Consider the following 23,109-nt stretch of genomic DNA (forward strand, 5'->3'; position numbering starts at 1 on the left):
CTCCACGACAGCGGAACTCGTGGAGTCATCGATGACAACAACAATATCCCCACCGCCGCAGTGGTCGCGTCGTCGCGCGGAAAAGGCGCGGCGGCTCGATCAGGTGCGCAATCTGGCCGATGGCGTGGTGTTGCCCAGCGACAAGATAGTCGCGGCACTCGAAGCGCTGATCGCCCCCGGCGATCGCGTGGTGCTGGAAGGCAACAACCAGAAGCAGGCGGATTTCCTCTCCCGCTCGCTGGCCAAGGCCGACCCCGGCCGCCTGCACGACCTGCACATGATCATGCCCAGCGTCAGCCGCGCCGAGCATCTCGATCTGTTCGAGCGTGGCATCGCCCGCAAGCTCGACTTCTCCTTCGCCGGGCCGCAGAGTCTGCGCATTGGCCAATTGCTCGAAGACGGGCTGCTGGAAGTCGGCGCCATCCACACCTATATCGAACTCTACTCGCGCCTGCTGGTGGACCTGATTCCCAATGTCGCCCTGGTCGCCGGCTTCCAGGCCGACCGCCACGGCAATATCTACACCGGCCCGAGCACCGAGGACACCCCTGCGCTGGTGGAGCCCACCGCGTTCAGTGACGGCATCGTGATCTTCCAGGTCAACGAGATCGTCGACGAGCTGCCCCGTGTGGACATCCCCGCCTCCTGGGTCGACTTCGTGGTGGTGGCCGACAAGCCGTTCTATATCGAGCCGCTGTTCACCCGCGACCCGCGCCATATCAAGCCGGTGCACGTGCTGATGGCGATGATGGCGATCCGCGGCATCTACGAAAAACACAAGGTGCAGTCGCTCAACCACGGCATCGGTTTCAACACCGCCGCCATCGAGCTGATCCTGCCGACCTACGGCGAATCGCTGGGGTTGAAGGGCAAGATCTGCCGCAACTGGACGCTCAACCCGCACCCGACGCTGATCCCGGCCATCGAGACCGGCTGGGTCGAGAGCGTGCACTGCTTCGGCACCGAACTGGGCATGGAGAACTACATCGCCCAGCGCCCGGACGTGTTCTTCACCGGCCGCGATGGCTCAATGCGTTCCAACCGCATGATGTGCCAGTTGGCCGGGCAGTACGCGGTCGACCTGTTTATCGGCGCCACGCTGCAGGTGGACGGCGATGGCCATTCTTCGACCGTGACCCGTGGGCGCCTGGCCGGTTTCGGCGGCGCGCCGAACATGGGCCACGACCCGCGCGGCCGGCGTCACAGCACACCGGCCTGGCTGGACATGGCGACGCCTGGCGGCGAAGGCCCGGTGACCCTGCTCGAGCGCGGCAAGAAGCTGGTGGTGCAGATGGTCGAGACCTTCCAGGAGGGCGGCAAGCCGACCTTCGTCGAGCGCCTGGATGCGGTGGACGTGGCCAAGAAGGCCGGCATGCCGCTGGCGCCGATCATGATCTACGGCGACGACGTCACCCACCTGCTCACCGAGGAAGGCATCGCCTACCTGTACAAGGCGCGCACCCTGGAAGAGCGGCAGGCGATGATCGCCGCAGTCGCCGGCGTTACCGCCATTGGTCTGCGTCACGACCCGAAAGACACCGCACGCATGCGCCGCAAAGGGCTGATCGCCCTGCCCGAAGACCTCGGCATCCGCCGCACCGATGCCAGCCGCGAACTGCTTGCGGCCAAGAGCATCGCCGAGCTGGTCGAGTGGTCGGGCGGCCTGTACAACCCGCCCGCCAAGTTCAGGAGCTGGTGATGAATGCACTGACTGCAATTCAGCCCCAGCTTTCATTAGGGGATTGGCTGGCCGACCTGGCGGTCGACGCGCTGATCGACGAGGCCGACCTGTCGCCCAAACCCGGGCTGGTCGACCGGCGTGGCAGCGGCGCGCACACCGATCTGCACCTGGGCCTGATGCACGCCTCGGCGCTGGCCCTGTGGCCCAGCTTCAAAGCCATGGCCGAGGCCGCCCAGCAGCGTGGCGAGATCGGTCTACAGCTACGTGAAGACGTGGGCCGCATCGGTCGCGAAGGCGAAGTGGAGATGCTGCGCGTTACTGGCGGCGTCAACACTCATCGTGGTGCGATCTGGGCGCTCGGCTTGCTCAGCAGCGCAGCGGCGCTGGACGTGAACATGCTTGCGCCCGCACAGGTCGCCCTGCGCGCCGCACGCTTGGCGCTGCTCAACGACCGCGCTGCTCCCGTCACCGGCGACAGCCATGGCGCCCAGGTCTGCCGTCTGTACGGCGTGCATGGCGCCCGTGAGGAAGCGCAGCTTGGCTTCCCCGCGGTGATCCAGCAGGCGCTGCCACAACTGGCGCGCAGCCGCGCTGCCGGGGCAGGGGAGCAGAACGCCCGCCTTGATGCGCTGCTGGCGATCATGACCCAACTGGCCGACACCTGCGTGCTGTACCGCGCCGGCATGGCCGGGCTGACCAGCATGCAGAGCGGCGCCCGCGCGGTGCTCGCCGCCGGCGGTTGCGCCAGCCTCGACGGTCGCCGCCTGCTGCGCGAGCTGGAGCGCGACATGCTGCACCTGCGTGCCTCGCCTGGCGGCGCTGCCGATCTGCTCGCCGCCACCCTGTTCCTCGACCGCCTGCAGCATGGCCTGCCGGCGCAGCTTGGGAGTCTGTGAAATGGAAACCCTGTCTTTTCAATTCCCCGCCGGGCAACCGGCCCAGGGTCGCGCGCTGGTGGGTTGCGTCGGTTCCGGCGACCTGGAAGTGCTGCTCGAACCCGGCCAGGCCGGCACCCTGGCCATTGAAGTGGTCACCTCGGTCAACGGCAGCGCGCCACGCTGGCAACTGTTGTTCGAGCGCATGTTCGCTGAGCAACCAGTCCCGGCGCTGAACATCGCCATCCACGATTTCGGCGCCACCCCCGGCGTGGTGCGCCTGCGCCTGGAACAGGGCCTGGAGGAACTGAACCATGGCTGAGCAGAATATCCAGCGCCTTTTGGCGCAGCGCAGTTTCACCGAGCTGGGTGCCCGTGAGCGGGCTCGCGCACTGCTCGATGCCGGCAGCTTCCGCGAGTTGCTCGATCCCTTTGCCCGGCTGATGTCGCCCTGGCTGCCCAAGCAGGGCATCGTGCCCCAGGCCGATGACGGCGTGGTGGTGGCCAAGGGGCTGATCGATGGTCAGCCGGCCGTGGCGATTGCCATCGAAGGTGCCTTCCAGGGCGGCAGCCTCGGCGAAGTGGGCGGCGCGAAGATTGCCGGCGCCCTGGAGCTGGCGGCTGAAGATAATCGCAACGGCACACCGACCCGCGCCGTGCTGCTGCTGGAAACCGGTGGCGTGCGCCTGCAGGAAGCCAACCTGGGTCTGGCAGCCATCGCCGAGATCCAGGCTGCCATCGTCGAGCTGCGCCAGTACCAACCGGTGATCGGCCTGGTCGCCGGCCCGGTCGGCTGTTTCGGCGGCATGTCCATCGCCGCCGGGCTGTGCAGCTACCTGCTGGTCACCCGCGAGGCGCGCCTGGGGCTCAACGGCCCGCAGGTGATCGAGCAGGAAGCGGGCATCGAGGAGTACGACTCGCGTGACCGCCCGTTTATCTGGAGCCTCACCGGCGGTGAGCAGCGCCACGCCAGCGGCCTGGTCGACGGCTACGTGAGTGATGACGTCGATGCCATTCGCCGCGAGCTGCACGGCCTGTTCGCCAAGGGCAAACCGACTCAGGAGCGCAGCCGGCGCCACGCCTGGTTCCTGCAGCGCCTGCACGCCGTCGACACCTCGATTCAGGCCGATGCCGCTGCCGTGCGCAACGCTTACCAGGGAGCATGAACATGACAACTGCTCAGCAACAACGTGGTCCGCACTGGTTCCAGGCCCTGGCCGGCAATGCTCAGCCGCTGCAAGGGCTGCCTGCCTCGCTGCGGGTGGCCGATGGCGAGCTGGCCGGCCAGGCGGTGCGCTATCTGGCCGTGATCGCCGATCCCAGCAATCCATTCCCCCGCGCCCGTAACGGTGAGGTTGGCCTGCTCGAAGGCTGGGGGCTGGCGCAGGCCGTGGATGAGGCCATCGAGGCCGACCGCGACCAGGCGCACAAGCGCGCGCTGATCGCCATCGTCGACGTGCCCAGCCAGGCCTATGGCCGCCGCGAGGAAGCCTACGGCATTCATCAGGCGCTGGCCGGCGCGGTGGACGCCTATGCCCGTGCCCGCCTTGCCGGCCATGCAGTGATCGGTCTGCTGGTGGGCAAGGCCATGTCCGGCGCCTTTCTCGCCCACGGCTACCAGGCCAACCGCCTGATCGCCCTGCGCGATGCTGGGGTGATGGTGCATGCCATGGGCAAGGCCGCTGCCGCGCGCATCACCCTGCGCAGCGTCGACGAGCTGGAGGCGCTGGCCGCCAGCGTGCCGCCCATGGCTTATGACCTCGACAACTACGCCTCGCTTGGCTTGCTGGCTGACGTGCTCGATGTCGAGCAGGCGACGCAGCCGACCAGCGCCGATCTGGCTCGCGTGCAGGAGGCCCTGGGCCGCGCCCTGGCCGATATCGCCGGCAGCCCGCGCGATCTGCGTAACCGTCTGGGCGCCGCCAATCGCGCGGCCTCCTCGCAGGTACGTGAGGCCTTGCGCGCGCAGTGGTGAACAGATCGCGCACGGCCACCGTAGGGTGCGCCGTGCGCACCATTAACCGCAGCGGTGCGCATGGCGCACCCTACAGAGGAAAGATCGATGCACCCCACACCCCGTCCACATGATCTGCTCTGGGGCCTGCTTCCTGAGCATCTGCCGCAGGAGGCGCCGGCCTGGGCTTGCGCCGCCCTGGGCGGGCATGTGCCGGTGGTGGTGCGGCGTGCTCCCGCCGAGCCCGGCTGGGTGGCGGTCGGCATACGTGGCGCGGCGCGTGAGCAGCGCTATGCCACCTGGATGCGCCTGAGTGATATCAGCCGCCTGGTCAGCCCGCAGGCGGTCGCCCGTGCCGGCCGCTGGCGCAATCATGCTCAGCCTCATTGGCCGGCATTACGCGCGCTGAGCCAATTGGCGCCACGTCTCGACGACCTCGGCCTGGCCTGGGGTGTCACCGGCAGCCTGGGCTTCGAGCTGGCCAGCGGCATTGCTGCCGCGCATGCGGACAGCGATCTCGACCTGCTGCTGCGCGCGCCCGAGCCGGTTTCGCGGGCCGAAGCGCGGGCATTTTGCATGTTGCTGGACGAGGCGCCAGGGCGTATCGACCTGCAACTGGAAACCCCGTACGGCGCCGTGGCGCTGCGAGAATGGGCCGGCGACTCGTCGCGCGTATTGCTGAAAACCCTGGACGGCCCGCTGCTGGTTCGCGACCCCTGGCAAACGCAGCAGGTGGCGGCATGAGCACGCTCTGGGCCTTTCCCGGCCAGGGCGCGCAGCAGCCCGGTATGCTCCAGGCGTTGCCCGATGCACCGGTGGTGCAGGCCTGTATCGAGCAGGCCAGCGCCGCCCTGGGCGAAGATGTGCGCCTGCTGGATTCGGCCGAGGCCCTGCGCGACACGCGCGCCGTGCAACTCTGCCTGTTGATCGCCGGTGTGGCCGCCGCGCGTCTGCTGGGTGCATGCGGCCATCGCCCGGACTATGTTGCCGGCCTGTCCATCGGCGCCTATGCCGCTGCCGTGGTGGCCGGCGCGCTGGATTTTGCCGATGCCGCACGTTTGGTCGCCTTGCGTGGCGAGCTGATGCAGCGTGCCTATCCCACTGGCTACGGCATGACCGCCATCCTCGGTCTCGACCAGGCCAGCGTCGATCGCCTGCTGGCCGACGCCGAAGGCCCGGTGTACCTGGCCAATATCAATGCCGAAACCCAGTTTGTCATTGCCGGCAGCGATGCCGCCATGGCCAGGGTGGCCGAGCGCGCCCGCGTGCTCGGCGCCGGCTGCGCCAGGCGCCTGGCCATGAGCGTGCCGTCGCACTGCGAGCTGCTCGATGCGCCGGCCCACAAGTTGGCCGCCGCCTTTACCCGCATCGAATTGCGCGCGCCGCAGGTGCGCTACCTGAGCAGCAGCTCGGCGCGGCTGATCCGTGACCCCGAAACCTTGCGCGACGACCTGGCTTACAACATGAGCCGCGTCGTCGACTGGCAGGCCACGCTCGTCACCGCCTATGAGCGCGGCGTGCGCCTGCATCTGGAACTGCCTCCCGGCAGCGTGCTGACCGGCCTTGCCCGCCGCGTCTTTGAACCCGGCCAGGCCATCGCCTTCAGCGGTGCCCGTCTGGATACACTCGACGCCATGTTGCGTCAGGAGGTGAGCCGCGACCGCTGAGCCGTAGCCTTTACCGAAGCACAAGAACAACAACTTCAAACGAGGACAACAACAATGATCATCTACGGTGTCGCCTTTCTGGCGTTCTGCACCCTGGCAGGCATCTTCATCGGTGAACTGCTGGGCAAACTCATCGGCGTGCCCGCCAACGTCGGCGGTGTCGGCATCGCCATGATGCTGCTGATTTTCCTCGGCAGTTACCTGAACAAACGCGGCCTGTTCACCGGCAAGTCGGAACAGGGCGTGGAGTTCTGGAGCGCCATCTACATCCCCATCGTAGTCGCCATGGCCGCCCAGCAGAACGTCTACGGTGCGCTCAAGGGGGGCCCGATGGCGATTCTCGCCGGTACCGCTGCGGTGGTTATCGGCTTCGCCTTGGTGCCGGCACTGAGCCGTATCGGGCAAAAGAAGCCTGAAACCGATGCCGCCCCCTCCCTGACCAAAGCGCCACGGTGACTGCCATGTACGAATCTTTGATGAAGGTCATCACCGGCTACGGCCTGCTCAGCGGCTTCGCCATCATCGGCATCACCATGTGGGTGTCGTACTGGATTTCCGACAAGTTCACCAAGGGGCGCCTGCACGGCTCGGCCATCGCCATCCTGCTCGGGTTGTTGCTGTCCTATATCGGCGGGGTCTATACGGGTGGGCAGAAGGGCCTGGTGGATATCCCGCTGTTCGCCGGCATCGGCCTGCTCGGCGGCGCCATGCTGCGCGACTTTGCCATTGTCGCCACCGGCTTCGGCGTCAGCGTCGAGGAACTCAAGCGCGCAGGGTTCGCCGGAGTGCTGGCGCTGTTCGTCGGGGTGTTCACCTCCTTCATCGCCGGTGTGGCGGTGGCCATGGCCTTCGGCTACACCGACGTGGTCAGCCTCACCACCATCGGCACCGGCGCGGTGACCTATATCGTCGGCCCGGTGACGGGGGCTGCCATCGGTGCCAGCTCCGACGTGATGGCGCTGTCGATTGCCGCCGGGCTGATCAAGGCGATTCTGGTGATGGTGGCCACGCCCTTCGTCGCTCCCTATATCGGCCTGAACAACCCGCGTAGCGCGGTGATCTTCGGCGGCCTGATGGGCACCTCCAGCGGCGTGGCCGGCGGCCTGGCGGCCACCGATCCCAAGCTGGTGCCCTATGGCTGCCTGACCGCAGCCTTCTACACCGCCCTGGGCTGCCTGCTTGGCCCATCCTTACTCTACTTTCTGATGCGCGGCCTTCTGGGCTGACCTTTCGCCCGTCGTCATGGCGGGCTTTTTATTCGACCCTCTGAGGGCAGACCTGCCTGTGCCAAGCCGCGCAGGCAGGGGCAGGTGCCTTCATTCAGGCAGTTGGCAGCCTTTCTGACGCAGCGACTCGATCACCCAGCTACGGTCGTTCTGGCCGGCAGTGATGCGTTCGAGCTGAGCGATTTCCGCGCGGTTCTTGGCGTCGGCGCGCTCGTAGACCCCGGCCACTTCGTCGTAGGGCACGCACAGCAGGCCGTCGTCGTCACCTATGACCAGATCGCCCGGTTCGATGACCATGCCGTCGATGGCGATTGACACGTTGATTTCGCCCGGGCCGTCCTTGTAAGGGCCACGGTGGGTGATGCCAGCAGCGAACATCGGGAAGTCACCCGCGCGGATGGCGGCGGCATCACGGATCGCGCCGTTGATGACGATGCCGGCAACTCCGCGCGTGGCGGCATAAGCCACCATCATTTCACCGATCAGGGCGTTGCTCAGGTCGCCGCCAGCATCCACCACCACCACATCGCCGGGCTCGGCGATATCCAGGGCGTAGTGCAGCATCAGGTTGTCACCCGGACGGGCCTTGACCGTCAGAGCCGGGCCGGCCAGAACGCCGCCGCCGTGCATCGGACGCAGGCGTGAGCCGCCGGCGGTCATCCGGTTCATCGAGTCGCTGACGCAGGCGACGGGGACGTTGCGGAAACGCTCGACCCACTCCGCGCTGACTTTGCGACTGGCAGACAGAACCCTGAATCCGATGGACATGATTGATACCTCGTGTCGATGACAGTTGTTGTGATTTTATGAAACGCTATTTCATAAATATCATTGAGAGGTGTCGATATACAACTGCCGAGCGGCTGGCTTGGGTGCTCTTTGTGGGGTTTTTGTGCCAAATCGACAGAATGGACTGCCAGATGCATCCATTTGTCCAGGTGGGGGAAGTGAGATATTGAAATGGCGTTTCTTTGTGGTAGGCTGGATTCACCGCCGCCGGGTTCCCCGCCCGCAAGCAGGCGAACTAACAAGAACAAGGTACGCACCATGAATCGAAGCATCCTGGCTGCGGGCTCGGCACCAGCCGTAACTGCCATGGCATCTGCTGCCGAACGTCCGGCTCAGCTCCATGCGTCGCTCGACGAACGCCTCTCCACCATCGCTGCTGACAAGCCTCGGGCAGGTGCTGCCCGCCGGGTTGTGTTCTGCCGTGAGCGGTCTGGTGTACCTCTCTCATCCTCGCCGCGAAGCCGCATGACGAGCGCCTTCGCTGCAGGGCGCTGACCCCGTTCAATTACAACAAGACGGCTTTTCGCAGTTGCCATGCCGCGCAGAGGCTTGCGTGGCGCACCGGCATCTCGTCAGGCCACGGCCATACAGACGTTGTCACGAGGACCTGATCATGGGATTCGCCAAGAACTATCTGCTTTCCAGCCTGCTGCTGATCGGTAGTACCGCCACCGGTGTGGCGCATGCTGCCAACTGGACCGGCTACACCTATTCCGCCGTTTCCACCACTGCCGCCGTGCAGGGCATGGAGCGGATTTCCCAGCGTATCGACAAGGAAACCGATGGCGACCTGTCGATCACCCTGCACCTGGGCAAGACTCTGCAGATTTCCTCCACCGACATCACCCAGGCTGCCGGTGATGGCATCGTCGATTTTGCCGCCGACCTGTTCTTCTCCGGCAACGTGCAGATCGCGCGCATCCTCAACCTGCCCATGCTGATCAACAACGAAGAGGAGTGGGACAAGGCCTACAAGATCATGCAGCCCTACCTCAAGGCAGGTTTCGCCAAGCAGGGCGTGACCTACCTGGGCAGCTATCGCTACCCGCAGCAGACTCTGTTCACCCGCTTCGAGATGCACGCGCTGAGCGATCTGGCCGGGCGCAAGATTCGCGTCACTTCGCCGGAGCAGGGGGCCTTCGTCGAGGCTTTCGGCGGCTCGGCGATCACCCTGACCGGCACCGATGTGCCCAGCGCCCTGGAGCGTGGCGTGATCGATGGCGTGCTGACCGCCAGCGCCGGTGGGGCGAAGAACTGGCATGAGTTCCTGCCGAACAACTACCGTCTGCCGGTCAACTACGCCTTCAGCGCGCTGATCGCCAACCGGGACTCCTACGAGGATCTGTCCGACGCCACCCGCGAGAAACTCGATGCCATCGTCAGCGACGAGATCGTCAAGATCGACCAGGGCTTCGTCGAGGACGAAGCGCTGCAGAAGCAGAGCCAGGCCAAGGCCGGTATGAAGATCGTCGAGGTCGATGCCGCGACCATCGCCGCCGCTCAGCAGAAGCTGGCGCCGTTCTGGCATGAATGGGCGAAAGGTGCCGGTGCCGATTACGAGAAAATCCTCGGCGAAGTGCTGCAAGCCCTCGGTAAGTAACGCCTGGAGCGAACGATGAGCGAAGTTCATCTGCATGCTGGTCAGCCGATATCGGCTGGCCGCGTATTCGACGGCGTGGCGACGATGGTGCGCTGCATCACCGGGCTGGCGCTGGTACTGCTGGTACTGCTGGTGTGCGCGGAGATCGTGGCGCGCTTCTTCTTCAACCATTCGCTGAAGGTCGTGGAAGAGCTGGCGGGTTACCTCGTCGTCGGCCTCACGTTGTTCGGTGCCAGCCTCAGCTTGCGTAGCAACAGCCTGTTCCAGGTCGGTTTTGTCCTGCATGCGCTGTCGGCCGGGCTGCAACGCCTGTTCAACCTGTGTTTCCAGCTAGTCTCGCTGGGCGTCTGCGGCGTGCTGATCTGGCAGACCTTCAAGCTGGTCATGAGCTCCTACGCCCGCGGCAACGTGGCGCCCACCACGCTGATGACTCCGCTGTGGCTACCGCAGTTGCTGGTACCGCTGGGCCTGCTGATGATCGCTCTGTTCATCGTCGAGCACCTGATCGTCACGTTGCGCGGCGGGAGGGTCGACTGATGGATGCTGCCATCGCTTTCATCGTGCTGCTGGTGTTGATCATCGGTGGCCTGTGGGTGCAGTTCGCGGTCGGTGCCGCGGCGCTGGTCTATCTCTTTCTGTTCAAGGGTGTCGCTGGCTGGAAGGCCCTCGGCCTGGTCAGTTGGGGCTCGGCCAACAGCTTCACCCTGGCAGCCATTCCGCTGTTCATCTTCATGGCCGAGATACTCCTGGCCAGCGGTCTCAGCGGGCGTCTGTACAACGGCATTGCGCCCTTCGTGAAGCGTCTGCCTGGCGGCCTGCTGCATACCAATATCGTCGGCAGCGGGGTGTTCGCTGCCGTGGCCGGCGGCAGCGCGCCGACGGCGGCGGCGATGTCCACCGTGGCCCTGCCGGCGCTGTCGGCACGTGGCTACAACCGGCGCCTGGTGGCGGGTTCGCTGGCGGCTGGCGGCACCTTGGGGATCCTCATTCCGCCGTCGATCACCATGATCATCTACGCCACCTTCACCGAAACCTCGATCGCCAAGCTGTTCGCGGCGGGCCTGGTGCCGGGCATTCTGCTGGGCGCCTGCTACAGCCTGCTGATCATGGCGCGGGCCATCGCCAACCCGAACCTGGTGCCGCGCGACACGCAAAAGCGCGAGTGGCGCGACTACCTGCATGCCTTGGGCGACGTGTTTCCCTTCGGCCTGCTGATCATGATGATCCTGGGCAGCATCTACAGCGGGATGGCGACACCGACCGAAGCCGGTGCCCTGGGCGTGGTCGGCGCCATGCTGATCGCCGCGCTCTACCGGCGCCTGAACCTGGCGATGCTGAGCGAGGCGCTGTCGCGCACCCTGCTGATGAGCGGCAACGTGCTGTTCATCGTGTTCATCTCGATGATCTTCGCCTATGCCACTGCGCTGTCCGGTGTGGGTGAGCAACTGGTCGACTGGGTGTCCCATGCCGGGCTGTCCAAGCTGGGTCTGCTGCTGATCCTGATGCTGGTGTTCGCCATCCTCGGCTGCTTCATGGAAGGCCTGGGGATGATCGCCATCATCGTGCCGGTGATCTTCCCCACCCTGATGGCCATGGGCGTGGATCCGATCTGGTTCGGCATCTTCGTGGTGGTGCTGGTCGAGCTGGGTCAGTTGACCCCGCCGCTGGGGGTGATTCTCTTCGTGGTGGCCGGCTCGGACTCCGAGACCAAGGTGGAGGACGTGGTGATGGGCGTGCTGCCGTTCTTCGGCATCATCCTGGCCTTCCTGCTGCTGCTCATCGGGGTGCCCGATATCGCCCTGTGGCTGCCCAATCTGACCGCCGGAGGTTGAACCATGGCATTTCCCCATCCCGACCCGTTGTTGATCGAGGCCGAGGTATTCACCCAATTGCCCGCATCGTTGCGCCGCCCGGGTGCGCAATCCTACTGGGCGGACAAGAACCGCCGCGGTGCGCCGGTGGACAGCTTTATCGAGGGGCCGTCCTTCGATCTGCAGGGCAACCTGTGGTTCGTTGACATCCCCTTCGGGCGCATCTTCCGTGCTTCGCCCGGCGGCGAGGTGGAGCTGATGGCCGAATACGACGGCCAGCCCAACGGCCTGAAGATCGATGCCCAGGGGCGCATCTTCATCGCCGACTTCCGCAACGGCATCATGACCCTCGACCCGGCCAGCGGTAAGGTCGAGACCGTCCTCGGTGATGCCGATACCGAAGGCTTCAAGGGCTGCAACGATCTGCACTTCGGCCCGGACGGCGCGCTGTATTTCACCGACCAGGGACAGACCGGCCTGCAGGATCCCAGTGGCCGTGTCTATCGCTGGTACCCGGACAGCGGCCGCCTGGATTGCCTGATCGACAAGGTGCCGAGCCCCAACGGCCTGGTGCTGGATACGGCCGGCCATACCCTGTACGTCGCGGTGACCCGCGCCAATGCGGTCTGGCGGTTGCCGCTCGCGCAGAGCCAGCGGGTGGTCAAGGCCGGGCTGTTCCTGCAATTTTCCGGCGGGCGTGCAGGCCCCGACGGCCTGGCGTTGACCCGTGACAACGGCGTGGTGGTCTGTCAGACCGGCATGGGTCTGGTGTGGGTGCATGATGCTCTCGGTATTCCGATTGCCGTGGTGCGCTCGCCCAAGGGGCTGGGCACCACCAACTGCGCCTTCGGCGGGCCGGACGGACGCACGTTGTATATCACCGAGTCCGATTCCGGTTCGATTCTGCGCGCCGAGCTGCCGGTGGCGGGGCATCCGATGGCCTCGGGCTGGGGCCAGCGCTAGCTAAGCGCGCGAGCCGAGGCGTGGCCGTATTGGTACTGATCTACGCGCAACTCGCTGCAAGGCTGGCGCATCGGGTTGCCGGGGCTCGATAATGCCCGGCAAACCGATAAATCGCCTGTCGCTGAGGAATACCCGATGATCAAAACACGCCCCCGCCCGGCCGTCAGTGGCGTCGCGTCGGCCGACCGCGTTCTGACCGTATTGACGGCATTCAAAGTGGGTGATGTTTCCCTGGGGCTGGCCGAGTTGGCCGAGCGTACCGGCCTGAACAAGAGCACCATCATGCGCCTGACGGTGTCGCTGGAAACCTTCGGCCTGATCAATCGCATGGCTGACGGGCGCTACCAGCTCGCCAGCGAGGTGATGCGCCTGAATGCCGTCTACCAGGATGCCCTCGACCTGGAACGCCACGTCATGCCCGTGTTGCAGGCGCTCACCGACGAAACCGGTGAAACCGCCTCCCTCTATGTACGTCATGGCGCTTATCGCCTATGCCAGTATCGGGTCAATTCACCGCATCGTCTGCGTCTGCACCTGCAGCCGGGTGACATGCGGCCGATGGACAACGCCGCTGGCGCCCAGGCCTTGCGCACCAGCATCGACAAAGCGCTCAGCCTCAGCGAGCCGTTCTACTCCAGTGGGGTCACCGACCCCCATGCAGCAGCCATGGCGCTGCCGATCTTCGGTGCGGGTGATGAAATGGTCGGGGCGCTGATGATCTCCGGGCCAGCCAGCCGGCTCACCGCCGAGCGTGCCGGTATTCTTCGCGAGGTGTTCTGCAAGGCTGCTGCCGGCCTGGCCCGCAGCCTGGGCTGCAAGGCCGAGTTCCCCTGGGGCTGAAGGCCTGCAGAACTGTGACGGAGCGCCAGTCTTCCTGACCGGGCGCAGCTCATGAGTCGTCGCTAACGTACCCAAGGCGTTTGCCGGGTTCCCGCCTTCCAGGGAGAGGGGCCGGCCAACGCATGCGCATGATCATTTATAGAAACGACATTTCCTTTTGATGGTCTGTATCCATTCTGGGGCTGGCCTGTTATCGCTAATTCTCCTGCTGATGCAGGGATATTCCTTGCTTGAGGCTGTATGTCAGATTTTCTGAATTGCGTATTTTTGAAACGATGTTTCTTTATGGTAGTCTTTCAGCAGTTCCGGCCAGGGTAGCCCTGCCGTTGGTGAACATAAAAGAACAAGGTACGCACCATGAATCGAAGCATCCTGGTCACAGGCCCGGCGCTTTCGCCATCTGCCATGGCATTCGCCGCCGAACAGGGCGTCAAGGTCATCCCGACCCGGCCCTACGCGCCGCTCGACGAACTCCTCGCCATCATCGTCGCCGAAAAACCCGGCGCGGCCATCGTCCGTCAGGGCAAGTTCGGTCGTGAGCTGATCGAGGCCGCGCCCGATCTGAAGATCATCGCCAAGCATGGCGTGGGTTACGACACCATCGACATCCAGGCTGCTGCCGAGCGCAATATTCCGGTGACCATCGCATTGGGGGCCAACGCCCAGTCGGTGGCCGAGCATGCCTTCGCGCTGATGTTCGCCGTGGCCCGTCAGGTGGCCTGGCTGGACGGGCGCATGCGTGCGGGGCACTGGGACAAGGCCACCGCCAAGGGCGTGGAGCTGTCCGGCAAGACCTTGGGTCTGGTCGGTCTGGGCTCGATTGGCGGGATCCTGCTCGATCTGGTCGCGCCGCTGAAGATGCAGGTGCGTATCTTCGATCCCTACCTGAAAAATCTGCCCGAGCGCGATAATGTCAGCCGCGAGAGCGACTTCCAGCGCCTGCTCGAAGAGTGCGACGTGATCAGCCTGCACTGCCCGCTGACCGCCGATAACCGTCACCTGATCGGTGCCGAGCAGCTCAGGCGGATGAAGCCCAAGAGCATCCTGGTCAACACTGCCCGTGGTGAGCTGATCGACAGCCAGGCGCTGATCGCGGCGCTGCGTGCCGGCGAGATCGGCGGGGCTGGTCTGGATACCTTCGAGCAGGAACCGCCGGCGGCCGATAGCGAGCTGTGGTCGCTGGACAATCTGGTGGCCACGCCGCACGTGGGCGCCAATACCCAGGAGTCGCAGGATCGTGTCGGTCTGCTGGCGGTACAGCAGATCGTCGCCCAGTGGGCCGGCGAAGCGTTGGAGACGCGCTGTGTGGTCAACCGCCACCTGTTGCCAGGCGCCTGATGCAAACCGGGCGCCGCCAATGGCGCCCGTTCCCACAATAACAACAAGGGAAAACCCATGACTGTGCTACTTGCCAGCGATACGCTTCGCCAGGTGCTTCGTGCCCTCATGGTCGTGCTGCTGTGGAGCGTCGTATCCATGGCCAGCGCCGCCGATTACCCGAGCCGCGCCATTTCGCTGATCGTGCCGTATGGCGCGGGCGGCACCACGGACATTTCCGCCCGGCGCCTGGCGGCGCTGGCCGAGCCGCTGCTGGGTCAGCCAGTGGTGGTGGAGAACCGTCCCGGTGGCGGTGGCATCAATGCCATGCGCGCGCTGGCGGCGGCCAAGCCCGATGGCTACGCGCTGATCGCCACCACCTCGTCGCCGTTGTTCGTGACCCCGGCACTGCGCCCGGTTGGCTACGACCCGATCGGTGATTTCACTTCGTTGATGAACTATTCCGGCCCCTACCACGGCGTGCTGGTGCGGGCCGACAGTCCTTATCACTCGCTGGATGAGCTGATCCGCGCGGCGGCTTCGGGCAAGCGCCTGACCTACGGCACCGCTGGTGCGCTGAGTGGCCCGCGGCTGACCTTCACCGCGCTGGCACGCAAGACCCATGCAGACCTGCAGCACGTGCCCTTCAGCAGTGCCTCCAGCGTCACGGCGGCGTTGCTCGGCGGACATATCGACATTGCCCTGGTGCCCGCCTATCGCGACCTGGTCAGGAGTGAGCGCCTGCGTTTGCTCGGCGTGCTCGACGACAGTCGCGACCCGGATTTCCCGCAGGTGCAAACCCTGACCGAAGCCGGCTACGCCATCGAATTCCCCTCCATCGTCGGCCTGATGGTGCCGCGCGGGGTGCCCGTCGAGCGCGTCGAGCGCCTGCGTGCGGCGTTCGCCGAAGCGGCAGCCTCTGAGGCTTTCGCGCGAGACATGGACAAGCTCAGCCAGCCGGTGCGGATCATGTCCGGCGCGCATATGGATGAGGTGATCCAGCGCAATCTGCTGGTCTACCGCAACCTGGCCGAGGAGCTGAAGCGATGAGTGCCAAGCTGTCCGGCGGCGAGGCCGCCAAACCCTGCCGTTTCGGCCTGCAGAGCCTGGCTGCCACGGTCATCCTGCTGCTGGCGCTTGCTGGCCTGGTCGCCCTGAAAAGTCAGGTATTGGTATTCGACTTCGGCGACAGTGGCCCGGATGCGCGGTTCTTCCCACGGTTGATTCTCGCCCTGCTGGTGCTGGTCACCGGCCTGCGCCTGTGGTTGCGGCGCGCAGACCTCGAAGAGGCGCCGGGCGCGGTGCTGGACTGGGGGCGTGTGCTGCTGATTGGCCTGCTGATCGCCGTTGCCGTGCTGCTCATGGATGCGCTGGGCTTTCTGCTCTGTGCGACGGCGGTCGGTGTGCTGCTGGCCTGGGTGCTGGGTGAGCGGCGGCTGCTGTTTGGCCTGCTGCTGCCGTTGGCGGTTGCCGTGCTGGTCGCTTTCGGTGCGCGCTACGCGCTGAACATTCCTCTTCCCTGACTGGCGGAGCCTGCCATGCTTCTCGAAGCCTTTTATGCATTGTTCGACATCTGGGTGCTGGTCGCGGCTGTCTGCGGTGTGGTCGTCGGCATCATCATCGGCGCCATTCCGGGCCTTGGCCCGACCATGGCCATCGCCCTGCTGATTCCGGTGACCTTCGGCATGTCGCCGGTTCCGGCGATCATCCTGTTACTGGGGGTTTACCAGGGCGCGATCTTCGGCGGTTCGATCTCCGCCATTCTGCTCGGCGTGCCGGGTACGCCTTCATCGGCTGCAACCGTGATCGACGGATACCCCATGGCGCGACAGGGGCGAGCGGGGGAAGCGCTGCGCGTGGCGCTGTATGCCAGCGTGTTCGGCAACCTGTTCAGTTGTGTGGTGCTGGTTCTGCTGGCACAGCCGCTGGCCGCCTTCGCCCTGGACTTCGGCCCGGCGCAGATGGCTGCGCTGATGTTCTTCGCGCTGTCGATCATCGTCCTCTTCGGCGGTGGTTCCCGGCTCGATTCGGCGATCATGGTGCTGGTCGGCATCGCCGCCGGCGTCGTCGGTCTCGATCCCATCGAGGGCCTGCCGCGCTTCACCTTCGGCAGCTTCTCGGCCGAGGATGGCCTGCAGTTGATTCCGGTGCTGATCGGCCTGTTCGCCATGTCCGAAGTGCTGCAACAGGTCTTCGACCGCCGTCGTGGTGAGCTGCCGCAGGCCGATCCGGTGGCGGTGGATGGCGGCAAGGTGGGCTTTCTGGCCATGTGGCGGATGCGCAGTACGCTGCTGCTGTCGTCGCTGATCGGCACCTTCGTCGGCATCCTGCCGGGCATCGGCTCCACCGTGCCGGCCTTCGTCAGCTACAACCTGGCGCGCTCGCGCTCGTCACGCAAGGATGCTTTCGGCAAGGGTGAAGCGGAAGGTGTGGCTGCGCCGGAGGCGGCCAACAACGCGGTGACCGGCGGGGCGCTGGTGCCGACCCTGGCGCTGGGCATTCCCGGTGATGCGGTGACCGCCGTGATCCTCGGCGCCTTCATGTTGCAGGGCCTGACCCCCGGGCCGTTCCTGTTCCGTGACCACGGCGTGGAGATCTACGCGATCTTCCTGGCGCTGATCCTGCTGTCGATCCCCTGCGTGATCTTTGGCCTGGCCATGTTCCGTGGCGCGGTGCACGTGATCCGCATTCAGGCGCGCCACCTCTATCCGCTGATCGCCATTCTCGCCCTGTTCGGCGCCTATTCGGTGAACAACAACCTGTTCGACGTTGGCGTCATGCTCGCCGCGGGTGGTGTCGGCTTCGCCCTGCGCCGTGCCGGTTTCCCGCTGCCGCCGCTGTTGATCGGCCTGATTCTCGGGCAGCCGCTGGAGCAGAGCCTGCGCCAGGCATTGTTGGCCGGTGGCGGCAGTGCCGACATCTTCCTCAACTCGCCCATCGTCCTGGCACTGCTCGGGGTGACCCTGCTGTGCATGCTCGGGGCGGCCTGGCAGCACCTGCGCCAGGCGCGTCGCGGAGTCTGATCATGCGCCTGCCAGCCGTAGCACCGATGTGCGATTGCCATATCCATGTGTTCTCGCCGACTCGTGCCTATGCCGAGGCCAGCTATCAGCCGCCGCGCAAGAGCATCGAGGCGTTCCGCCAGGAGGCGCAGGTCGATGGCATGCGCCGTGCGGTGCTGGTGCAGGCATCGATCGATGGCAGTGACAACGGCCATCTGCTCGAGGTGCTGCGCAATACCACGGATATCGAGCTGCGCGGCGTGGCGATGATCGACGAGCACAGCCAGAACCTCGCTGATCTGGCCGCCGCCGGTGTGCGCGCAATCCGCATTCAGGATCGCACTCGCCTCGGTATCAACGACCTGCCGCGCCTGCCGGCCCTGGCCGCGCGGGCGGCCGAGCAGGACTGGCATGTCGAGCTGAATACCGAGCCGCAGCGTTACGCGGCGCTGCAGGCTCGGCTCGGTGAACTGCCGGCAGGGCAGGCGTTGGTGCTCGATCACTTCGGCCAGATCGCTCCCGGCAGTGCCGAGGATCTCGCCGGCCTGAGCCGTCTGCTCGACAGCGGGCGGGTGTGGGTCAAGCTGGCGCCGACCCGAGTCAGTCGTCGGCCTGGCCTTTATGACGACCTCGCCGCGCCGCTGCGCCATCTGCTCACGCACTACCTCGAACGCTGCCTCTGGGGTAGCGACTGGCCGCATGTGATGACGGCCGAGCCGTTGCCGCAGTCGGCGGACATGCTGGCGTTCCTGCAGCGCGAGCTGAATAGCCGTCAGTTGCAGGCCTGTCTGGTGGACAACCCGGCTTGGCTATACCGTTTCTAGACTTTAAATAATGGAACGATGTTTTCATTTATATGGTTTGGTGGCCTGAGGCTGGCTGGTTGGGCTGTGGGTTGCCTTCATCGCGATTCTGCTGTTTTTTCGGGATAAAGCATTTCATTCCGCATGATCTGTGTGCTTTGCACAGGTTTCCCTGTGGGCGCGACTGCAATGAAACTGAAATGTCGTTATTGAAATGGCATTTCTATATGTTAGGCTTCAGCCTATTCGCGGCAGGCCCGATCTGCCTCTGGTGAAATAGAACAACAAGGTTCGCACCATGAGTCGAAGCATCTCCCTGGCGGGCGCCTGGCTGCAGCCTTGCCCGCTGTCCATTGGCGCTGCTGCGCCGAGCTATCAGCCCCACTCCTCATGCGTCTGCTGCCTTGCGCCGCAGCCTGCGCCTGCCGCTGCCCGGCTGGCGCCTGTCTCCTGCTGTTTGACAATCTGACCGGCCTGCCTGCCGGTCGTCAGAACGGCGCGCCCGGGTTTTGCCGGGGCGCCTTTGCATAGAGAAAAAGGGCCAAGGCAGTAGTTGCCACGGCTATCAGGAAGCCCCAACGAGGATCGCCCCATGATCGGCAAAATCACAAGAAAGCTAACGGCCAGTGCCCTGTTCGCCCTGGCCATGTCGACTCTCCCGGCTCAGGCGGATGATTATCCGCAGGGCAATATCGATTTCATCGTGCCGTTCCCGCCAGGTGGCGGCACCGACATCTCCGCGCGTCAGCTGACCCAGCAGATCAGCGAAAGCACCGGCTGGACCTTCGTGGTCGAGAACCGCCCGGGCGCCGGTGGCAACATCGGTCTGGCACAGCTGGCCCGGGCCAAGGCCGACGGCCTCAACCTGGCCATCGGCCAGACCTCCAACCTGGCGGTCAATCCGAGCCTGTACAAGGACATCCCCTATGACCCGCTGAAGGACTTCCGCCAGATCGCGGTGATCTCCACCCAGCCCATGGTCATCGTCACCCGCAGCGATTCGCCGATCAAAGACCTGCCCAGCTTTCTCGCCGATGCCAAGGCCGAACCAGGCCGTCTGCTGTTCGGCACACCCGGCTCGGGCACCGTGGCGCATCTGTCGCTGGAGCTGCTGCAAAGCAAGGCCGGCATCGAGCTGACCCACGTGCCGTACCCAGGCATCGCCCAGGCCATCAGTGACGTGATGGGTGGCGTGGTCGACATCTACATCGGCAGCATGCCCAGCGTCCTGCCGCATATCCGCGCCGGCTCGCTGCGGCCGCTGGCCGTCACCTCGGCGCAGCGCAGCCCGATCCTGGCGAACGTGCCGACCGTGGCCGAAAGCGGTTTCGCCGGTTTCGAGACCGCCGACTGGAAGGCCGTGGTCGGCCCGGCAGGGCTCTCCGACGAGCGCGTCGCTCAGCTCAACAAGGTGATCAACGAAGCCCTGAGTTCGGACAAGGTGCGTCAGGCCATGGAAGCCGAGGGCAGCACCGTGCTCAACGAAGACAGCGCCTACTTCACCAACCTGCTGACCCAGGAGATCGAGCGCTGGCACGACGTGATCAAGGTCTCCGGCGCCACTGTCAACTAAGGCTGCAGTTGCCGGGCGCAGCGTGTATCGCGCCCGGCCTGCCGAGGAATTCGCAATGTCACAGCGTAACTATCAGGACGCGATCAGCGGCCTGCTGATTGCGGGGTTCGGCGTGGTGGTCGCGCTGTACGCGGTCAACCACTACAACATCGGCAGCATCCAGCGTATGGGGCCGGGCATGTTCCCGGTCGCCATGGGTACCGCTTTGGCTGTGCTCGGCGCGCTGCTGGCCCTGTTCGCCTGGTGGCGTCCGGGCCTGCGTGAGGGCATGCCGGTACAGTGGCGCCCGGCGCTGCTGGTGCTCGGTGCCATCGGTTTCTTCGCCGTGGTGGTCACCTTCTCCGGGCTGATCCCGGCCGTGCTCGGCGTGGTGCTGATCTCCGCCATGGCCGACCGCAAGACTCGCGCGAAGCAGGCGTTGTTGCTCGCCGCCGCGCTGGCGCTGCTCGCCTACCTGATCTTCCAGCTCGCGCTGGATATGAATTTCGACCTGTTCTGAGGGGTGCCGGCATGTCCTTCGCTGACAATCTGCTGATCGGCATGGAGACCGCCTTCTCCTGGTACAACCTGTTCTACTGCTTCGTCGGGGTGTTCATGGGCACCTTGCTCGGGGTCATCCCGGGCATCGGTGTGCTGGCGGCCATCTCCATGCTGTTCCCGATGACCTTCCACCTGGAGCCTACCGCCGCGCTGATCATGCTCGCCGGTATCTGGTACGGCACCAGCTACGGCGGTAGCACCGCGTCGATCCTGCTCAACGTGCCGGGCACCCCGTCCAGTGCGGTGACCTGCCTGGACGGCTACCCAATGGCCCAGCAAGGTCGCGGCGGCGTGGCGTTGTTGATGACCACCGTGGCGTCGTTCTTCGGTGGTTCGTTCGGCATCATCCTGCTGATGAGCCTGGCCTCGACCATCAGCCACTACGCCCTGAGCTTCTCCTCGGCGGAGTATTTCGCGCTGATGCTGCTGGGCCTGGTGGCGGCCTCGAACATTTCCGGCGGCTCGCTGCTCAAGGGCCTGATCATGGTGGCTTTCGGCATCCTCTTCGGCACCGTTGGCAGCGATATCTACACCGGCACACGGCGCTTCGACTTCGGCGTGCTCGACCTGGCCGACGGCATCAACCTGGTGGCGCTGGCCATGGGGTTGTTCGGCGTCGCCGAGGTGATCGCCAGCATCGGCAAGGTCGATGGTGGTCAGGTCGACCGCCGCTCATTGCGCCTGGCGGCGATGAAGCCCAGCCGTGACGACCTCAAGCGCTCCTGGTGGCCGATGCTGCGTGGCTCCAGCATCGGTTCGTTCTTCGGCACCCTGCCAGGCACCGGCCCGTCCATCGCGGCATTTCTCGCCTATGCCACCGAGCGTCGTCTGGCGCGCGAGCCGGAGCGTTTCGGCAAGGGCGCTATCGAAGGCATCGTCGCCCCGGAATCGGCCAACAACGCCGCTGACCAGACCGCTTTCATTCCCACCCTGGCGCTGGGCATTCCCGGCAGTGCGACCATGGCGCTGATGCTCGGTGCCTTGATGATCCACGGCATTGCCCCCGGCCCACAGTTGATGGCCGAGCAGCCCTCGCTGTTCTGGGGCCTGGTGATCAGCTTCTGGATTGGCAACCTGCTGCTGGTGATCCTCAACGTGCCACTGATCGGCCTGTGGGTGCGCCTGCTGATGGTGCCGTACCACCTGCTGTTCCCGGCGGTGCTGATGTTCGTCTGCATCGGCACCTACAGCGTCAATCACAGCGCCTTCGACGTGCTGGTGGTGACCCTGTTCGGCGCCTTCGGTTACGCCATGCGTGTGCTCGGTTTCCCCGCTGCGCCGCTGCTGCTGGGCTTCGTGCTCGGGCCGATGATGGAGGAGCATTTCCGCCGCGCCATGCTGTTGTCGCGTGGGGATTTCATGACCTTCGTCGAGCGGCCGATCAGCGCGACCGTGCTGGCCTTCACCGTGCTGGTGCTGCTGCTGGGCTTGCGCCCGCTGCTCTCGGCCTGGCGCAAGCCGAAGCCGGTCTGAGTCGCGCGTTGCCAGTGCCCTGAGCTTTGCGCGGGTTCAGGGCCTGGCCGGTTTGCCAGTCGCCTTCACGACGACTGCCGGCTGTACATCCGGCACTCGGCCAGCAGCGCCAGCAGGTTGGGGTCGCGCTCGCGCGCCTTGAGGAACACCACGCCGATATGCTGCTGCAGGTGGTACTTGGCCTGCAGCGGGATCAGCTTCACCCGGTTCTCGTACACCGCCGCCACCCGCCCCGGCAGCAGGGCGTAACCCACCCCTGAGCTGACCATGCTGAGCAGGGTGAAGATGTCCTTGACCTGCATCGCCACCTTGGGCTCGAAACCGGCCTGCTGGAACACCCGCTCGCCGTCCCGGAAGGTGGCGTAGCCCTGGGTCAGGGTGATGAAGGTGTCGTTGCGCAGCTCGGCCAGATCCACCTCGGCGTGATCGGCGAATGGCGAGTCATTCGGTGCGGCGAGGAAGATGTCATCGGAGAACAGCGCCAACTGCTCGCAGTCCGGGTCGCTGATGCCGTCGTCGAGGGCGATGAGGATGGCGTCCAGTTCCATGTTCTTCAGCTTGTACAGCAGGTCGACGTTGGAACCGAGCACCAGGTCGATGTTCAGCTCGCTGCGCCGCAGCTTGAGGCCCATGATCAATTGCGGCACGGTCTTCACTGTCAGCGAATAGAGCGCGCCGAGTTTGAAGCGCTCGGCGCCGAAGCCGGCCGCCTCGCGGGTCAGGCGCACCATCTCCTGGGCATCCTGGATCAGCTTCTGGGCTTTCTCTTCCAGCACGTAGGCGCTTTCCAGCGGGATCAGGTTGCGTCCCTCGTGCTTGAACAGCGGGCAGCGCAGCGCGCTTTCCAGCGAGTGGATGGCGCGGTGCACGCTGACATTGCTGGTCTGCAGCTCGCTGGCGGCGCGCGCCAGGTTGCCGCTGCGCATGAAGGCGAGAAAGACCTCCAGCTTCTTCAGGGTCAGTTCTTCATCGATCAGCATGGGCCTGTCCTATTC

At 65.3% G+C, this 23,109-nt stretch carries 24 protein-coding genes; 22 read left to right on the top strand and 2 right to left on the bottom strand.

Annotated features, from left to right (window positions below):
• Positions 1-31: 31 nt before the first annotated feature.
• The 9 genes from mdcA (at position 32) to madM (ending at position 7,403) form a co-directional block, all read left to right on the top strand.
• Complete coding sequence (mdcA, locus tag OU800_RS00800) at positions 32-1,699, top strand: malonate decarboxylase subunit alpha (RefSeq protein WP_268180414.1); 1,668 nt, start codon at positions 32-34, stop codon at positions 1,697-1,699.
• Positions 1,699-2,577: a triphosphoribosyl-dephospho-CoA synthase gene (locus OU800_RS00805; RefSeq protein WP_268180416.1), complete on the top strand. Its 879-nt coding sequence runs from the start codon at positions 1,699-1,701 to the stop codon at positions 2,575-2,577. The genes mdcA and OU800_RS00805 overlap by 1 nt, the downstream gene beginning before the upstream one ends.
• Before the next feature lies 1 nt (position 2,578).
• A complete protein-coding gene (locus OU800_RS00810; RefSeq protein ID WP_268180418.1) occupies positions 2,579-2,878 on the top strand; it encodes a malonate decarboxylase subunit delta in 300 nt (99 codons plus the stop codon).
• Positions 2,871-3,722: a biotin-independent malonate decarboxylase subunit beta gene (locus OU800_RS00815; protein ID WP_268180420.1), complete on the top strand. Its 852-nt coding sequence runs from the start codon at positions 2,871-2,873 to the stop codon at positions 3,720-3,722. The genes OU800_RS00810 and OU800_RS00815 overlap by 8 nt, the downstream gene beginning before the upstream one ends.
• 2 nt (positions 3,723-3,724) lie before the next feature.
• Positions 3,725-4,531: a biotin-independent malonate decarboxylase subunit gamma gene (gene mdcE, locus OU800_RS00820; protein WP_268180422.1), complete on the top strand. Its 807-nt coding sequence runs from the start codon at positions 3,725-3,727 to the stop codon at positions 4,529-4,531.
• Between the two features lie 87 nt (positions 4,532-4,618).
• Positions 4,619-5,254, top strand: a complete 636-nt coding sequence (locus OU800_RS00825; RefSeq protein WP_268180424.1) for a malonate decarboxylase holo-ACP synthase — start codon at positions 4,619-4,621, stop codon at positions 5,252-5,254.
• On the top strand, positions 5,251-6,177 hold the full coding sequence (mdcH, locus tag OU800_RS00830) for a malonate decarboxylase subunit epsilon (protein WP_268180426.1): 927 nt from the start codon (positions 5,251-5,253) through the stop codon (positions 6,175-6,177). The genes OU800_RS00825 and mdcH overlap by 4 nt, the downstream gene beginning before the upstream one ends.
• A gap of 54 nt (positions 6,178-6,231) precedes the next feature.
• Entirely contained in the window at positions 6,232-6,633 is a 402-nt protein-coding gene (gene madL / locus OU800_RS00835) for a malonate transporter subunit MadL (protein ID WP_268180427.1), read from the top strand.
• Positions 6,634-6,638: 5 nt separating this feature from the next.
• Complete coding sequence (madM, locus tag OU800_RS00840) at positions 6,639-7,403, top strand: malonate transporter subunit MadM (protein ID WP_268180428.1); 765 nt, start codon at positions 6,639-6,641, stop codon at positions 7,401-7,403.
• A gap of 90 nt (positions 7,404-7,493) precedes the next feature.
• Here madM and OU800_RS00845 read toward each other — a convergent pair whose 3' ends face one another.
• On the bottom strand, positions 7,494-8,171 hold the full coding sequence (locus tag OU800_RS00845; protein WP_268180430.1) for an RraA family protein: 678 nt from the start codon (positions 8,169-8,171) through the stop codon (positions 7,494-7,496).
• A gap of 634 nt (positions 8,172-8,805) precedes the next feature.
• Between OU800_RS00845 and dctP the strand changes: the two genes are divergently transcribed.
• The 13 genes from dctP to OU800_RS00910 all read left to right on the top strand — a co-directional run bounded on the left by dctP (position 8,806) and on the right by OU800_RS00910 (position 22,114).
• Positions 8,806-9,792 (top strand): TRAP transporter substrate-binding protein DctP, encoded by a 987-nt coding sequence (dctP, locus tag OU800_RS00850; RefSeq protein WP_268180432.1) that lies wholly within the window; start codon positions 8,806-8,808, stop codon positions 9,790-9,792.
• A 15-nt stretch (positions 9,793-9,807) separates the two neighbouring features.
• Complete coding sequence (locus OU800_RS00855) at positions 9,808-10,329, top strand: TRAP transporter small permease (RefSeq protein ID WP_268180434.1); 522 nt, start codon at positions 9,808-9,810, stop codon at positions 10,327-10,329.
• A complete protein-coding gene (locus OU800_RS00860; RefSeq protein ID WP_268180436.1) occupies positions 10,329-11,624 on the top strand; it encodes a TRAP transporter large permease in 1,296 nt (431 codons plus the stop codon). Before OU800_RS00855 ends, OU800_RS00860 begins: the two co-directional genes overlap by 1 nt.
• Positions 11,625-11,627: 3 nt before the next feature.
• Positions 11,628-12,566 carry an SMP-30/gluconolactonase/LRE family protein gene (locus OU800_RS00865; protein WP_268180438.1) on the top strand — a complete coding sequence of 313 codons (939 nt, stop codon included), beginning with the start codon at positions 11,628-11,630 and terminating at the stop codon, positions 12,564-12,566.
• A 135-nt stretch (positions 12,567-12,701) separates the two neighbouring features.
• Positions 12,702-13,406, top strand: a complete 705-nt coding sequence (locus OU800_RS00870) for an IclR family transcriptional regulator (protein WP_268180439.1) — start codon at positions 12,702-12,704, stop codon at positions 13,404-13,406.
• Between the two features lie 357 nt (positions 13,407-13,763).
• Positions 13,764-14,744, top strand: a complete 981-nt coding sequence (locus OU800_RS00875; RefSeq protein WP_268180441.1) for a hydroxyacid dehydrogenase — start codon at positions 13,764-13,766, stop codon at positions 14,742-14,744.
• 57 nt (positions 14,745-14,801) lie between these two features.
• Positions 14,802-15,773: a tripartite tricarboxylate transporter substrate binding protein gene (locus OU800_RS00880; RefSeq protein ID WP_268180443.1), complete on the top strand. Its 972-nt coding sequence runs from the start codon at positions 14,802-14,804 to the stop codon at positions 15,771-15,773.
• Positions 15,770-16,246, top strand: a complete 477-nt coding sequence (locus tag OU800_RS00885) for a tripartite tricarboxylate transporter TctB family protein (protein ID WP_268180445.1) — start codon at positions 15,770-15,772, stop codon at positions 16,244-16,246. Before OU800_RS00880 ends, OU800_RS00885 begins: the two co-directional genes overlap by 4 nt.
• Before the next feature lie 15 nt (positions 16,247-16,261).
• A complete protein-coding gene (locus OU800_RS00890) occupies positions 16,262-17,746 on the top strand; it encodes a tripartite tricarboxylate transporter permease (protein ID WP_268180447.1) in 1,485 nt (494 codons plus the stop codon).
• 2 nt (positions 17,747-17,748) lie between these two features.
• On the top strand, positions 17,749-18,549 hold the full coding sequence (locus tag OU800_RS00895) for an amidohydrolase family protein (protein ID WP_268180449.1): 801 nt from the start codon (positions 17,749-17,751) through the stop codon (positions 18,547-18,549).
• A 571-nt stretch (positions 18,550-19,120) separates the two neighbouring features.
• On the top strand, positions 19,121-20,101 hold the full coding sequence (locus OU800_RS00900; protein WP_268180451.1) for a Bug family tripartite tricarboxylate transporter substrate binding protein: 981 nt from the start codon (positions 19,121-19,123) through the stop codon (positions 20,099-20,101).
• Positions 20,102-20,156: 55 nt separating this feature from the next.
• Positions 20,157-20,600, top strand: a complete 444-nt coding sequence (locus tag OU800_RS00905; protein ID WP_268180453.1) for a tripartite tricarboxylate transporter TctB family protein — start codon at positions 20,157-20,159, stop codon at positions 20,598-20,600.
• 11 nt (positions 20,601-20,611) lie between these two features.
• A complete protein-coding gene (locus tag OU800_RS00910; protein WP_268180455.1) occupies positions 20,612-22,114 on the top strand; it encodes a tripartite tricarboxylate transporter permease in 1,503 nt (500 codons plus the stop codon).
• 65 nt (positions 22,115-22,179) lie between these two features.
• Here OU800_RS00910 and OU800_RS00915 read toward each other — a convergent pair whose 3' ends face one another.
• The gene (locus tag OU800_RS00915; RefSeq protein ID WP_268180457.1) at positions 22,180-23,094 is read right to left on the bottom strand and encodes a LysR family transcriptional regulator; all 915 of its coding nucleotides are present in this window, start codon (positions 23,092-23,094) and stop codon (positions 22,180-22,182) included.
• Positions 23,095-23,109: the final 15 nt, after the last annotated feature.

It is taken from the genome of Pseudomonas sp. GOM7 (assembly GCF_026723825.1).
In the GTDB taxonomy this organism is placed as follows: domain Bacteria; phylum Pseudomonadota; class Gammaproteobacteria; order Pseudomonadales; family Pseudomonadaceae; genus Aquipseudomonas.